The following is a 14,564-nucleotide window of genomic DNA, read 5'->3' as shown; positions in this document are numbered from 1 at the left end:
TCAGGGAGAGCGGTCATGCATGGGACCATCGAGAGCGCGGCGAAGCTCGACGCGTTGCGCGCGCGGGCGACGTCACTTCCGCTGGAGCAGTTCGATCCGGGTGACCCGGAATTGTTCAGGACCGATACGTTCTGGCCCTATTTCGATCGGCTGCGCCGGGAAGATCCCGTGCACTATTGCAGGGACTCGATGTTCGGGCCGTACTGGTCGGTGACGCGCTACAACGACATCATGGAGATCGAGACCAATCATTCGGTGTTCTCCTCGGCCTCCGCGCTCGGCGGCATCACCATCCGCGACATCGATCCGGACCTGCGCCGCGAGAGCTTCATCTCCATGGACCCGCCGCGCCATGCCGCCCAGCGCAAGACCGTGGCGCCGATGTTCACGCCGACGCATCTGGACAATCTCGCGCTCAACATTCGCAAGCGCTCGACCGAGTGCCTCGACAATCTCCCGCGCGGCGAGGTGTTCGACTGGGTGGATCAGGTCTCGATCGAACTGACCACGCAGATGCTGGCGGTGCTGTTCGACTTCCCCTGGGAGGACCGCCGCAAGCTGACGCGCTGGTCGGACATCGCCACCACCATTCCCGGTCCCGACGGCCTCGTCGCCACCGAAGACGAGCGGCAGGCCGAACTTGCGGAGTGCGCCGGCTATTTCGCGCGCCTCTGGAAGGAGCGCATCGAGCAGCCGCCGAAGAGCGATTTGCTGTCGATGATGGCGCACAGCGACGCAACCCGTCACATGGATGCCAAGAACTTCCTCGGCAATCTCATCCTCTTGATCGTCGGCGGCAACGACACCACCCGCAACACGATGTCGGGCTCGATCCATGCACTGAGCCAGCATCCGGAGCAGTATCGCAAGCTGCGCGAGAACCCCGCGCTGCTCGACAGCTTCGTGCCGGAGGTGATCCGCTGGCAGACGCCGCTTGCGCATATGCGCCGCACCGCGCTTGCCGACTTCGAGTTCCGGGGCAAGCAGATCAAGAAAGGTGACAAGGTCGTGATGTGGTACGTCTCGGGCAACCGCGACGAGGAGGCGATCGAAAAGCCCTACGATTTCATCATCGATCGCGCCCGCCCGCGCACGCATCTCTCCTTCGGCTTCGGCATTCACCGCTGCGTCGGCTTGCGGCTTGCCGAACTCCAGCTCAAGATTATTTGGGAAGAGATTCTCAAGCGCTTCGACCATATTGACGTGGTCGGCGAACCCAGGCGGGTCTATTCGAGTTTCGTAAAGGGACTGGAAACCTTGCCGGTGAAGATTGCGGCGTGAGTTAATTCCCTCTCTCGCATCCGCCTTGGCCAAGGCTTCGGCGGACAAGCGTGGCGAGAGGCGAAAAGAGAACCAACTGGAGCTACCACCATGAACGTCCAAGCGCCGGTTAAAGTGGACAAGGCCGAACGCATGCGCAGGGCGCGCGAGGAGGCTTATGCGACGCCGCTGTCGCAATTCCACCCCGGCGCACCCAGGCTGTTCCAGGACGACACGCTGTGGCCGTGGTTCGAGCGGCTGCGCAAGGAAGAGCCGGTGCATTACTGCACCAATGCGCCGATCGAGCCGTACTGGTCGGTGGTGAAATACAACGACATCATGCATGTCGACACCAGTCACGGCATCTTCTCCTCGGATTCGACGCTCGGCGGCATCGGGATCCGTGACGTGCCGCAGGGCTATGATTGGCCGAGCTTCATCGCGATGGACCAGCCGCAGCATTCGGCGCAGCGCAAGACGGTCTCGCCGATGTTCACGCCGACACACCTGGACGAGCTGGCAAAATTGATCCGCCAGCGCTCGCAGACCGTGCTCGACAATCTGCCGCGCAACGAGACCTTCAACTTCGTCGAGCGCGTCTCGATCGAGCTGACGACGCAGATGCTGGCCACCCTGTTCGACTTCCCCTGGGAAGAGCGGCGCAAGCTGACGCGCTGGTCGGATGTCGCAACCGCGCTGCCCAAGAGCGGCATCGTCGCTTCCGCTGAAGAGCGCCGCCGCGAGATGGACGAGTGCTATGCCTATATGTCGAAGCTCTGGAACGAGCGCGTCAACGCCGCGCCGCGCAACGATCTCTTGTCGCTGATGGCACATAACGATGCCACGCGCTTCATGGATCCCGACAATCTCATGGGCAACATCATCCTGCTCATCGTCGGCGGCAACGACACCACCCGCAACACCATGAGCGGCTCGGTGCTGGCGCTGAGCGAGAACCCCGAACAATACGACAAGCTCCGCGCCAGCCCGGAACTGATCGACTCCATGGTGCCCGAGGTGATCCGCTGGCAGACGCCGCTCGCCCATATGCGGCGCACGGCGCTTGCCGACACCGAGATCGGCGGCAAGCACATCAGGAAGGGCGACCGGGTCGTGATGTGGTACGTCTCCGGCAACCGCGACGAGGAGATGTTCGAGAAACCGAACGACTTCATCATCGACCGCCCGCGGCCGCGCACCCACCTCTCCTTCGGCTTCGGCATCCACCGCTGCGTCGGCATGCGGCTGGCGGAACTCCAGCTCAAGATCGTCTGGGAGGAGATGCTGAAGCGGTTCGACCGCATCGAGGTGGTCGGCGAGCCCAAGCGGATCTATTCGAGCTTCATCAAGGGCTATGAGTCACTGCCGGTGCGGATTCCGGGATAGGCCCCCGCTGTCATGCCCCGCGAAAGCGGGGCATCCAGTACGCCGCGGCTTCTCGGCTCAAGCACTGCGGCCTCTGGAATACTGGATTGCCCGCCTTCGCGGGCAATGACACCGCGGGTAAGGCTAAAGAGCGGGCGACTCCACCCCAGCTATAAAATTTCGGCATGACAGCTCGCGCCAGATGCGAAGGCACGATCGCGCGCGACTGTTCTACGACACGGGCGCATCTAACTCAGCTTGATGTCCCACACGCCTTCCTTGCGGCAGGCGGCGACTTCCTCGCGCAAGAGTGCGGTGACGGCCAGCGAGGCCGTCGAGACCTGGCGGTCGATCGGAGAGGCAAAAATGAGCTCGCGCGTCATCGGCTTTGACACCGCTGCTGTCTCCAGCCGCCCGTCCGCGACCTCGCCGTGGACCGACGAGGGCGGCAGCAGCGCGAAGCCGAGCCCCTCCTCGACCAGGCTCGTCAGCACGCGGAACGAATCCGCCTCGAGCTGGACGTCGAGCTTGATCTTGCGCTGGGCTGCCGCATGCTCGATCAGCGCGCGGAGACCATGGGAATGACTGGGCAGCACCAGCCGCTGCCGCAACAGCCATGCGATATCGACGCTCTTCTTGCGCGCAAGGCCGCAGCCGCGCGGGCCGACCGCAACGATGTTGTCGCGCCCCAGGCTCTCGACGTTGAGATGCAGATCGGCGGAGCGGCCGTAGAGGATGGCGAGATCCATCTCGCCGCGGTGCAGCCATTCGACCAGATGGCCGCTGTAGCTTTCGACGATGCGCAACGAGATGCCGGGAAACTTTTCGACGCAGCGCCGCGCAAAGCGCGCCGACAGCACGCAGCTCACGGTCGGAACCAGGCCGAGCACGACCTGCCCGGACGGCGGCCCCTTGGCCGACTGGATGTCGTCGCGGATCTGGTCGATCTGCCGCACGATGCCGGAGGTGCGTGCGAGCAAAAGGCGCCCCGCCTCGGTCAGCACCATGCCGCGGCCATTGCGCGTGAACAGTTCGACGCGCAGCTCGTGTTCCAAGAGCTTGATCTGCCGGGAGAGCGCCGGCTGCGCCACACGCAACGTATCGGAGGCCTTCGACAGGCTGCCGAGCTCCGCCACGCAACTGAAGGTCCTGAGCTGACGGAAATCCATGCTTGCCAATCCTGGAAGGCTACTCCATACGCTATAGCAAATGAGCATAGGGGGCTGGCGATGTTTTCACAACGCCAGAGGATCGGCCGGCGTTATCTTAACTGCCGCTAGATACGGAAAACGCCATGAGTGAAGACCACCACACCGAAGATCACGCCGACATCCGCGAAGCCGTCGCAAAGCTCTGCGCGCAGTTTCCCGGCGAATACTGGCGCAAGCTCGACCGCGAGATGGCCTATCCCACGGCGTTCGTCGACGCGCTGACGCAGGCCGGCTATCTCTCGGTGCTGATCCCCGAGGAATATGGCGGCGCCGGCCTCAAGCTCTCGGCCGCGGCCGCGATCCTCGAAGAGATACAGCGCGCGGGCTGCAACGGCGGCGGCTGCCACGCCCAGATGTACACGATGGGCACCGTGCTGCGGCACGGCAGCGATGAGCAGAAGGCGAAATATCTGCCGAAGGTCGCCAGCGGCGAATTGCGCCTGCAGGCCTTCGGCGTCACCGAGCCGACCAGCGGCACCGACACGACCTCGCTGAAGACTTTTGCGCGCAAGGACGGCAATGCCGGCTACATCGTCAACGGGCAGAAGATCTGGACCAGCCGCGCCGAGCATTCCGATTTGATGCTGCTGCTGGCGCGCACCACGCCGAAGGATGAGGTCAAGAAGCGCACCGACGGCCTTTCGGTGTTCATCGTCGACATGCGAGAAGCCAAGAACAAGGGCCTCGAGATCCGCCCGATCCGCACCATGATGAATCACGCCACCACCGAAGTGTTCTTCACCGACATGAAGGTGCCGGCGGAGAATCTGATCGGCGAGGAAGGCAAGGGCTTTCGCTATATCCTCTCCGGCATGAATGCCGAGCGCATTTTGATCGCGGCCGAATGCGTCGGCGATGCAAAATGGTTCATCGCAAAGGCCACCAACTACGCCAAGGAGCGCAGCGTTTTCGGCCGGCCGATCGGCCAGAATCAGGGCATCCAGTTTCCGATCGCCAAGGCGTACGCGGCGATGCGCGCGGCCGAATTGATGGTGAAGGAAGCCACGCGCAAATACGAGGCCGGGCTCGACTGCGGCGCCGAAGCCAACATGGCCAAGATGCTGGCGGCCGATGCGTCCTGGGAAGCGGCCAATGCCTGCGTCCAGACCCATGGCGGTTTTGGATTTGCCGAGGAATACGACGTCGAGCGCAAATTCCGCGAGACGCGGCTCTATCAGGTGGCGCCGATCTCGACCAACCTCGTGCTGTCCTTTATCGCCGAGCATGTGCTCGGCATGCCGCGCTCGTACTGAGGCAGCAATCATGGGCGCATTGGACGGGATCAGGGTGATTGCGGTCGAGCAGGCGGTGGCAGCGCCGTTCTGCTCGTCGCGGCTGGCGGATGCCGGCGCGGAGGTCATCAAGATCGAGCGGCCCGAAGGCGATTTCGCCCGCGGCTATGACGCGGCGGCCAAGGGCCAGAGCAGCTATTTCGTCTGGCTCAACCGCGGCAAGCAATCGGCGGTGGTCGATCTCGCCACGAAGGAAGGCTGCGCCGAGCTGGAAAAGCTGATTGCGAGTGCTGACGTGCTGATCCAGAACCTCAAGCCGGGTTCGATGGACAAGCTCGGCTTTTCGCGCGAGCGGCTGCTGAAGGACTATCCCAGGCTGATCTCGTGCACCATCACCGGCTATGGCGACGAAGGCCCCTACGCCCATCGCAAGGCCTATGATTTGCTGATCCAGGCCGAGAGCGGGCTGGCCTCGATCACCGGCAATCCCGACGGCGCCTCGCGGGTCGGCATGTCGATCGTGGACGTCGCGACCGGCGCCACCGCGCATGCGGCGATCCTGGAAGCCCTGATCGGGCGCGGGCGCACCGGCAAGGGCGCCGACATCCGCATCTCCATGTTCGACGTGATGGCGGACTGGTGCACCGTGCCGCTGCTCAACTCCGAGGCCGGCAATCCGCCCAAGCGCATGGGCCTGCGCCATCCCTCGATCGCGCCCTATGGCGTGTTCACCTCGAAGGACGGCAAGGACATCCTGATCTCGATCCAGAGCGAGCGCGAATGGAAGACGCTGTGCGCAAGGGTGCTGGACCAGCCGCACCTGCCGACCGATCCCCGCGTTGCCAACATGGTCGAGCGCGTGCGCAATCGCGACTTCACCGACACGACGGTCGCGGATGCCTTCGGCAGGATGACGCGCGACGAGCTGCTGAAGCGGCTGTCGGACGCCGACATCGCCTTTGCCGAGGTCAACACCATGGCCGACCTCACCAACCATCCGCATCTGCGCCGCATTGAAGTGGATACGCCGAACGGCCGCGTCAGCTATCCCGCGCCGGCGCCGATCGTCATCGGCGAGACGCGCGCTTACGGTGCCGTGCCCGCCATCGGCGAACGTCCATCCAGGAAATAGCAAGAGCGAGGCGTCATGACCGGGAAGCTCGATATCGATCATTTGCGGCAATGGATCGGCCGCAGCACGGAGGCCACCGACATCGTCACCGCGCAGCTCGTCATGGGCTTGCGCGCGACGCTATTCCAGGACGTCGGCGAGCCCAGGACGGGCGACGCCGCGCCGTTCACGGTGCACTGGTGCCTGGCGCAGCCGGTATTTCCGATGTCGATGCTCGGACCCGACGGCCATCCGACCCGCGGCGGCTTCCTGCCGCCGGTGCCGCTGCCGCGCCGGATGTGGGCCGGCGGCGAGATCGAGTTCCTGCAGCCCTTGCGTGTCGGCGATGAATCGACGCGGACCTCGCGCATTGCCGACGTCGCGGTGAAGACGGGATCGACCGGCACGCTGTGCTTCGTCTCGGTCGAGCACAGCATCTCCTCGCCGCGCGGCATCGCGATCCGCGAGCGGCAGGACATCGTCTATCGCGAGATGACGACCACGCAGGCGGCTCCAGCCAAGGCTCCGCCTCCGCCACCGAAAGCACAGCACCGCGAAACGCATGTCTCCGATCCCGTGCTGCTGTTTCGGTATTCCGCGCTGACCTTCAACGGCCACCGCATCCATTACGACCGCGACTACGTCACCAAGGTCGAGGGTTATCCGGGCCTGATCTTCCACGGCCCGCTGCAGGCCGCGCTCATCATCGAGATGGCGGCCAAGCTGCACGGGGGCAATGCGCCGAAGAAGTTCTCGTATCGCGGCGTGCAGCCGCTGTTCGAGGGCAGCGAGTTCTCGATCAACGCCAACGAGACCGAGGCGGGCATGGAGTTGTGGACCGCGAATGCGGAAGGGCAGCCGACGATGAAGGGCACGGCGGTGTGGTAGGTTTGTCATTCCGGGGCATCGCGCAGCGATGAAACCCGGAATCTCGAGATTCCGGGTTCGATGCTTCGCATCGCCCCGGAATGACGCCATGACAATAAGCATTCGGGGACGGAAACCATGTCCAAGAACGGCAAGACCGGCAATAAACCCGTCACTGTCAAGCAGGCCACCCTCGACCTGCTTCGCTCGTTCGGCATCAAAAAAGTGTTCGGCAATCCCGGCTCGACCGAGCTGCCGTTCCTCAGCGACTGGCCTGACGACATCGACTACGTGCTGGCGCTGCAGGAGGCGAGCGCCGTCGGCATGGCCGATGGTTACGCGCAGGCGACGCGCAATGCCGGATTCGTCAATCTGCATTCGGCGGCCGGCGTCGGCAACGCGCTCGGCAACATCTACACCGCGCATCGCAACCAGACGCCGCTCGTGATCACGGCTGGCCAGCAGGCGCGCTCGATCCTGCCGCTGCAGGCGTTCCTCTATGCCGAGCGCGCCTCCGAATTCCCGCGGCCCTATGTGAAGTACAGCGTCGAGCCGGCGCGGCCAGAGGACGTGCCGGCTGCGATCGCGCGCGCCTATTACACCGCGCTGCAGCCGCCCTGCGGACCGACCTTCGTGTCGGTCCCGATCGATGACTGGGCGTATGCCACGGCCCCGGTCGAGGCGCGCAAGGTCAGCCGCGAGATCGGCCCCGAGCCTGACGCGATGAAGGCGCTGGCTGCGGCGCTCGGCTCCGCAAAGCACCCTGCCCTCGTCGTCGGCCCTGGCGTCGACCGCGCCGGCGCGGTCGATCTGATGGTGCGCGTGGCTGAAAAGGCGAAAGCGAGCGTGTGGGTCAGCCCGTTCTCGGCGCGCTGCTCGTTCCCGGAGCGGCATCCGCAGTTTGCGGGCTTCCTGCACGCTTCGCCCGCGCAACTGTCCGATGCGCTGCGCGAGCACGATGTGGTCGTTGTCATCGGTGCGCCGGTATTCACCTTCCACGTCGAAGGCCATGCCGCGATCTTCGACGGCGGCGCGACGATTTTTCAGATCACCGATGATCCGGATGCCGCTGCGGTGACGCCGGTCGGCACCAGCATTATCGCGACCATGAAGCCTGCGCTGGGCATGCTGCTCGACCTGCTCCCCGAAAGCAAACGCGCCACGCCAAGGGGGCGCACGTTGCCGCCGGCACCGCCAGCCGCCGATCCGCTTCCCGTCGAATTCCTGCTGCACTCCCTCGCGCAGGCAATGCCGGATGGCGCCTCGCTGGTCGAGGAAGTGCCCTCGCATCGGCCGGCGATGCAAAAGTTCATGCCGATGCGCGGGCAGGACAGTTTTTACACCATGGCGAGCGGCGGACTCGGCTACTCTCTGCCCGCCGCGGTCGGCATGGCACTGGGCAAGCCGGACAGCCGCACGGTCTGCCTGATCGGCGACGGCTCGGCGATGTATTCGATCCAGGCGCTGTGGACCGCAGCCCAGCGAAAACTGCCGCTGACCATCGTCGTCATCAACAATTCCGGCTACGGCGCGATGCGCTCGTTCAGCCAGGTGATGCAGGTGCGCAACGTGCCGGGGCTGGAATTGCCGGGCATCGATTTCGTCCGGCTGGCCGAAGGCATGGGTTGCGATGCGATGCGGGTGAGCAAGGCCGCGGAGCTCGGCGGGGCGCTGAAGCGCGGGATGGCGTTCGAGGGGACGAGCCTCGTCGAGGTCGTTGTGGATTCGGCGGTGCCGGTGCTTTACGGGCAGAAGCATTAGGGCGTTACGACGCCAAAAATCCCCCATCGGCCGCGAGCACATGCCCGACGACGTACGACGACGCGTCGGACGACAGCCACACCACCGCCTCCGCCACCTCCTCCGGGCTCCCCATCCGCCGCAGCGGCAGGCCCGCGCTCACCGTTGCGATATCGCCGACGCCGGCGCGCAGCATCATGTCGGTGACGACGCGGCCCGGCGCGATGGCGTTGATGCGGATGCCGCGCGGAGCGTTCTCCATCGCCGCCGAGCGGGTCAGCGAGATCGCTGCGGCCTTCGAGGCCGAATAGAGCGAGAAGCCCGGATTGGGATTGCGCACGCCGCTGACGGAAGCGTTGACCACGATGCTGCCGCGCCCCTGCGCCAGCATCGCCGGCAATTGGTGGCGCAGGCACAGGAACAGCGCGCGGACGTTGGTGTCGAACACGCTGTCGTAGATGTCCATGCCCTGCTCTTCCAGCGGCGCGCGGCGCTCCTGAAAGCCGGCATTGTTGAAGGCGACGTCGAGCCGGCCGCAACGCTCGACGGCCGTGCCGACGAGGCGCGCGACGTCGTCCTCTCGCGTGATGTCCGTCTTGATCGCGATGGCCTGCGCACCGAGTTCGCGGCACGCGGCGGCGGCAGCCTCGATCTCGGCCTCGCGCCGGCCTGCAACGATGATCGCTTCGGCGCCTTCGGACGCCATCCGCAGCGCCGTGGCGCGGCCGATGCCGCTACCGCCGCCCGTGACGACGCAGACCTTGCCCCTCATCCGCTGACCAGCCGGCAAGGTTCCGCTCATAGGTCACTCCGAAACGCTTGCGCGCGGCGTTGCGCGCATATAGTTGTATGGTACAACTATATGCGGAGAGTCAAGCCGTGACCGAGCTTGCGCTGATCGACGACATCCGCGCCGCCTCGCGCCTGATGGTGCGCGAGCTCGGCTTCATGGATGCGACGGTGGCGGCATCGGACTATCCGCCCTCGGCCGTGCACACGATCCTGGAGATCGGCATTCGCGGCCCGATGAATTCAGGCGAGCTTGGCGATTTCCTGCGGCTGGAGAAATCCAGCGTCAGCCGCCTGGTCCGCAAGCTGATCGATTGCGGCGAGCTCAGGGAGACGCCGGATCAAGCCGATACCCGCAGCAAGCGGCTGTCGCTGACCGCAAAGGGCCGCCGCACGCTGGAGGCGCTGCATGCGTTCGGCCGGCAGCAGGTGAGCGGAGCGCTGGCATCATTGACGCCGGCGGAGCAGCGCACGGTGCGCGAGGGGATGATGCTGTATGCCCGGGCGCTGCGGCAGAGCCGGGTGGAGGACGAGGCGCAGTCGGCGGCGTGAGCCGCACTCTCGGTGTCATCGCCCGGCTTGACCGGGCGATCCAGTACTCCGAGACGGTTGTGGTTAAGTCGAGAGGCCGCAGCGTACTGGATGCCCCGCCTTCGCAGGGCATGACAGCGTCAACTGTGGAAGCACCGTCGACTACTTCCCGAACTCTTCCCGCATCCTCGCCTGGATCCTGGCCATGCCGCCGATCCAGCGGTCGTAGTTCTCGGTCTTCTTGCGCATGTAGCCGAGCACCTGGGGGTGCGGCAGGATCAGGAACGTCTCCTGCTCCAGGCCGGCGAGCACATCCTTGGCGACCTGCTCGGGCGTGAGGTCGCCGTCACCGGATTGCGGGCCCTTGGGAATCGAGCGCAGCATGTTGGTGTCGACGCCCTGCGGGCAGAGGATCGAGACCTTGATGTTGTCAGCCTTGTGCGAGATCGCGAGATTTTCGGCAAAGCCGACCGCGGCATGCTTGGTGGTGGAATAAGCCGGGCTGCCGACCTGCGACAGCAGGCCTGCGGCCGAGATCGTGTTGAGGTAATAGCCGCCGCCGCGCGCCTTCATGCGCGGCACCAGATGCCGCGCCGCATAGACATGGGCCATCACGTGGATCGCCCAGCTCCGCTGCCACGGCTCGTCCGAGGCACCGCCGGCATTTTCCGACATCGGATCAAAGCCGCCGCCGATGCCGGCATTGGAGCAGAACAATTCGATCGGGCCGAACTGCCGCTCGGTCTCCTCGATCACGTGCGAAATATCCTTCTCCTGCGCGACGTCGCATTTGAAGGCGGCGCCATCGACCGTCGCGGCGACCGCCCTTGCATTGGCGGCGTCCATGTCGGCGACGACGATTTTGGCCGCACCAGCGTTGTGAAAGGCCTCGCACAGCGCCTTGCCGATGCCGTTTGCGCCGCCCGTGACGACCACGACCTTGCCGGTCACCTGCATGCGACGTCTCCTGCTTTATTGTACGGCTTCTTGAAGCTTGCTCAGCTCAACACGAGGTCGAGCACCGCCGTATAATGGCACGCCGCGCCGGCCAAGACAAAGCCGTGCCAGATCGCATTCTGGAAGCGCAGCCGCCGCCAGGCGTGGAAGATCACGCCGAGGCTGTAGAGCACGCCGCCTGCAAGGATGAAGCCCAGCACCACCATGGGCAGCGCCTTGACCACGGCGTCGTAGAGCATCATGCCGCTCCAGCCCATCGCCAGATAGATGCCGACGGCGACCCGGTCGAACCGGCCGGGATAGCGCAGCTTCAGCACGATGCCGAGACTAGCGACGCACCAGACGCAGACGAGCAGCGCCAGCGCGAATACGCTGTCCTTGAGTTCCAGGATGAAGGGCGTGTAGGTCGCCGCGATCAGCAGATAGATCGCCGAATGATCGAATCGCCGCAGCAGCCATTTGACCGGCGACACCGGCCAGAGGTTATAGATGGCCGACAGCACCAGCATCGAGAGCAGGCCGGCGACATAGATCGAGACGCCGACGATGTCGATCGCGTTGGCATAGAGCACGGCAAGCACCACCAGAACCGTCGCGGCGATGATGCCGAAGAGGACCCCGATCGCATGGACGACGCCGTCGGCGATCAGCTCGGCGCGATCGTAATTCCAGCCGATCGCGTCGGCTGCGGCATGGACGGAGGTGGATGCGAACTGTTTCAGTTGGAAGACGGTCATGGCAATCCAGAGGCAAGGAAGGGGCCACTTTTCTATCGGTCTTTCGGGATCGGCGCGTCGTTCAAACGGCTGATTTGCCGATAAAGGCGGTGGAAGTATGAAGCTTGATTTTCTTCAAGCAGTTGCCACTTTTGTGACTAGTCCGTTTTGCGTATTTTCCCCGCCCGAGCCCCCTCGTTCAGATGGCATTCAGTTTCCAGGATATGGTCGAAGAGGCGCGGCTGTCGGCCCGGGCGCTGATCGACTATGGCGAGCATTTCTTCAACCCGACGGTCCGGCTTGGAGTCACCGGCCTGTCGCGCGCCGGCAAGACCGTATTCATCACCGCGCTGATCCACGGACTGACGCGCGGCGGCCGGTTTCCGGTGTTCGAGGCCTATGCCTCGGGCCGGATCGCGCGGGCAAATCTGGCGCCGCAGCCCGACGATGCCGTGCCGCGCTTTGCCTATGAGAACCATCTGCGCGCTCTGATCGAGGAGCGGCACTGGCCAAGCTCGACCGTCGACATCAGCGAGCTACGCCTCGTCATCGACTATCAGCGCCCGAACGGCGCAGACCGCACACTGACGCTCGACATCGTCGACTATCCAGGCGAGTGGCTGCTCGACCTGCCGCTGCTGCAAAAGAGCTACGAGCAGTGGTCGGCGGAGGGCCTTGCGCTGTCGCGCGAGGCGCCGCGCGCGCACGTTGCCGCCGAATGGCGCGCGCATCTTGCGACGCTGAAGGCCGATGCGCGCGAGGACGAGCAGGCGACGCTCACCGCCGCAAAGCTCTTCACAGGGTACTTGCGCGCCTGCCGCGACGAGCGCTTTGCCATGAGCCTGCTGCCGCCCGGCCGCTTCCTGATGCCCGGCAATCTCGCAGGCTCGCCGGCGCTGACCTTTGCGCCGCTCGACTTGCCCGTTAGCGGCCAGGCGCCGGAGGGCTCGCTGTGGGCGATGATGGTGCGCCGCTATGAGGCCTACAAGGACGTGGTGGTGCGGCCGTTCTTCCGCGATCATTTCGCCCGGCTCGATCGCCAGATCGTGCTGGCCGATGCGCTCACCGCGTTCAACTCCGGCCCCGAAGCGCTGCACGATCTCGAAGCCGCGCTCGCCGGCATTCTCGACTGCTTCAACATCGGCCGCAGCACGATCCTCTCCAGCCTGTTCCGCCCGCGCATCGACCGCATCCTGTTCGCGGCAACCAAGGCGGACCATCTGCATCATTCCAGCCACGACCGGCTCGAGGCCGTGCTGCGCCGTGCGGTCAGCCGCGCGGTGGCGCGCGCGGAAAATACCGGCGCGGAAATCGACGTCGTCGCGCTCGCCGCCGTGCGCGCCACGCGCGAAGCCCAGGTCGCGCATGGCCGCGACAAATTGCCGTCGATCCTGGGAACGCCCGCCGCGGGCGAAAGCGCCGCCGGCGAATTCTTCGACGGCAACACGGAAGTCGCGACATTTCCGGGCGATCTGCCGCTGGATCCCGAGCCGCTGTTCAATGGCACGGATGCGTTCCGCGGCCTCTCCACGCAAGCCGCCGAGAAGAGCGACTTCCGCTTCCTGCGCTTCCGCCCGCCAAAGCTCGAGCGCGAGGGCAATGAAGAGCCGGCGCTGCCACACATCCGCCTCGACCGTGCCTTGCAGTTCCTGATCGGAGACAAATTGTCATGAACGACCGACCCCAGCCGCGGCGGCCGGCAACGTTCCGGCTCGACGATCCCGGCGTCGTCGTCACTGAAGCCGACGAAGCAAGCCGGATCAGTCGCGCCACCATCCAGATCACACCGGAGCCCGATCCGTCGACATTGCCGGTGCCGGTTCAAACCGCGCTGCCGGCGCGACGCGGCTTTCCGTGGGGCGCACTGTTCTGGTCCGGCCTCGCCGGGCTGACGCTGCTCGGCACCGGGCTTGGCGTCGTCCATCTGGTCGAAGACCTGTTCGCGCGCAGCGAGAGCCTCGGCTTTGTCGGGCTCGCCTTCGCACTCGTCACCGCGCTGGCACTCGCGGTGGTGATCGGGCGTGAGGCCTTTGGGCTGGCACGGCTCGCCACCATCGAAAAGCTGCATCTGCGCGCAGCCGCCGTCCTCGCCAGCGATGACCGCAAGGAGAGCCGTGTCATCGTGCAGGACCTGCTGAAGATCGCGCATCAGAACCCGCAGCTCGCGCGCGCCCGCGCCACCCTGGAGAGCCACACCGGCGAGATCATCGATGGTGCCGACATGATCCGCCTCGCCGAGCGCGAACTGATGTCGCCGCTGGATGCGGAGGCACGGCGGCTGGTGTCGTCGGCCGCGCAAAAAGTCTCGATCGTGACGGCGGTCTCGCCCCGCGCGGCGATCGACGTGATGTTCGTGTTCATTGCCTCGCTGAGATTGATCCGCCAGCTCGCTTTTCTCTATGGCGGCCGCCCCGGCGCGCTTGGCATGATCCGCCTGCTTCGTCACGTCATCGCCCATCTCGCCATCACCGGCGGCATGGCCGCGAGCGACAGCCTGGTGCAGCAGATGCTCGGCCATGGCATCGCGGCGAAACTGTCGCAGCGGCTCGGCGAAGGCATCCTCAACGGATTGTTGACGGCGCGGCTGGGTCTGGCCGCGATCGACGTGACAAGGCCATTGCCGTTCGCAGCGCTGCCCCCGCCGAAACTGTCGGATCTCGCGACGGATCTGTTGCGGAAGAAAGAGGAGGAGTAGCCTCTTCGCCTCTCCCCGCCTGCGGGGAGAGGCCGGAGCGCATCGCCAGATGCGATCCGGGTGAGGGGACTCTCCGCGAGTCCAACTGTC

13 protein-coding genes are annotated in these 14,564 nt (G+C 65.2%); 9 read left to right on the top strand and 4 right to left on the bottom strand.

From position 1 onward, the window contains the following. Positions 1-15: 15 nt before the first annotated feature. Together QSV46_RS14010 and QSV46_RS14005 are read left to right on the top strand one after the other, a co-directional pair. Entirely contained in the window at positions 16-1,281 is a 1,266-nt protein-coding gene (locus QSV46_RS14010) for a cytochrome P450 (protein WP_314951819.1), read from the top strand. A gap of 90 nt (positions 1,282-1,371) precedes the next feature. Continuing rightward, positions 1,372-2,646, top strand: coding sequence for a cytochrome P450 (locus tag QSV46_RS14005; protein ID WP_314951817.1), 1,275 nt, complete (start codon positions 1,372-1,374; stop codon positions 2,644-2,646). A gap of 227 nt (positions 2,647-2,873) precedes the next feature. On the opposite strand, the gene QSV46_RS14000 is transcribed toward QSV46_RS14005, so the two are convergent. Next, on the bottom strand, positions 2,874-3,794 hold the full coding sequence (locus tag QSV46_RS14000) for a LysR substrate-binding domain-containing protein (RefSeq protein WP_314951815.1): 921 nt from the start codon (positions 3,792-3,794) through the stop codon (positions 2,874-2,876). A gap of 125 nt (positions 3,795-3,919) precedes the next feature. Here QSV46_RS14000 and QSV46_RS13995 point away from each other — a divergent pair, with 125 nt between their 5' ends. The 4 genes from QSV46_RS13995 to mdlC all read left to right on the top strand — a co-directional run bounded on the left by QSV46_RS13995 (position 3,920) and on the right by mdlC (position 8,807). Beyond that, positions 3,920-5,089 carry an acyl-CoA dehydrogenase family protein gene (locus QSV46_RS13995; RefSeq protein WP_314951813.1) on the top strand — a complete coding sequence of 390 codons (1,170 nt, stop codon included), beginning with the start codon at positions 3,920-3,922 and terminating at the stop codon, positions 5,087-5,089. A gap of 10 nt (positions 5,090-5,099) precedes the next feature. Further along, a complete protein-coding gene (locus QSV46_RS13990; RefSeq protein ID WP_314951810.1) occupies positions 5,100-6,200 on the top strand; it encodes a CaiB/BaiF CoA-transferase family protein in 1,101 nt (366 codons plus the stop codon). Between the two features lie 15 nt (positions 6,201-6,215). Next, a complete protein-coding gene (locus tag QSV46_RS13985; RefSeq protein ID WP_314951808.1) occupies positions 6,216-7,067 on the top strand; it encodes a MaoC family dehydratase N-terminal domain-containing protein in 852 nt (283 codons plus the stop codon). A gap of 117 nt (positions 7,068-7,184) precedes the next feature. After that, a complete protein-coding gene (mdlC, locus tag QSV46_RS13980; RefSeq protein ID WP_314951806.1) occupies positions 7,185-8,807 on the top strand; it encodes a benzoylformate decarboxylase in 1,623 nt (540 codons plus the stop codon). 4 nt (positions 8,808-8,811) lie between these two features. Here the strand turns inward: mdlC and QSV46_RS13975 are convergent, their stop codons facing one another. Next, positions 8,812-9,588 (bottom strand): glucose 1-dehydrogenase, encoded by a 777-nt coding sequence (locus tag QSV46_RS13975; RefSeq protein WP_314951803.1) that lies wholly within the window; start codon positions 9,586-9,588, stop codon positions 8,812-8,814. Positions 9,589-9,665: 77 nt separating this feature from the next. On the opposite strand from QSV46_RS13975, the gene QSV46_RS13970 reads away from it, so the two are divergent. Next, complete coding sequence (locus tag QSV46_RS13970) at positions 9,666-10,127, top strand: MarR family winged helix-turn-helix transcriptional regulator (protein WP_314951801.1); 462 nt, start codon at positions 9,666-9,668, stop codon at positions 10,125-10,127. Positions 10,128-10,268: 141 nt separating this feature from the next. Here the strand turns inward: QSV46_RS13970 and QSV46_RS13965 are convergent, their stop codons facing one another. Together QSV46_RS13965 and trhA are read right to left on the bottom strand one after the other, a co-directional pair. Beyond that, a complete protein-coding gene (locus QSV46_RS13965) occupies positions 10,269-11,063 on the bottom strand; it encodes an SDR family oxidoreductase (RefSeq protein WP_314951799.1) in 795 nt (264 codons plus the stop codon). Positions 11,064-11,104: 41 nt separating this feature from the next. Beyond that, complete coding sequence (trhA, locus tag QSV46_RS13960; RefSeq protein WP_314951795.1) at positions 11,105-11,800, bottom strand: PAQR family membrane homeostasis protein TrhA; 696 nt, start codon at positions 11,798-11,800, stop codon at positions 11,105-11,107. A 182-nt stretch (positions 11,801-11,982) separates the two neighbouring features. Here trhA and QSV46_RS13955 point away from each other — a divergent pair, with 182 nt between their 5' ends. Then, entirely contained in the window at positions 11,983-13,452 is a 1,470-nt protein-coding gene (locus QSV46_RS13955) for a YcjX family protein (protein WP_314951792.1), read from the top strand. Continuing rightward, positions 13,449-14,474: a TIGR01620 family protein gene (locus QSV46_RS13950; protein ID WP_314951790.1), complete on the top strand. Its 1,026-nt coding sequence runs from the start codon at positions 13,449-13,451 to the stop codon at positions 14,472-14,474. Before QSV46_RS13955 ends, QSV46_RS13950 begins: the two co-directional genes overlap by 4 nt. The last annotated feature ends 90 nt before the right edge of the window (positions 14,475-14,564 follow it).

The sequence above is a fragment of the Bradyrhizobium cosmicum genome (assembly GCF_032290525.1).
Classification (GTDB): Bacteria; Pseudomonadota; Alphaproteobacteria; order Rhizobiales; family Xanthobacteraceae; genus Bradyrhizobium; species Bradyrhizobium cosmicum_A.
Note: the sequence above shows the minus strand (reverse complement) of the source record. Positions and strands in the feature narration are given on the sequence as shown.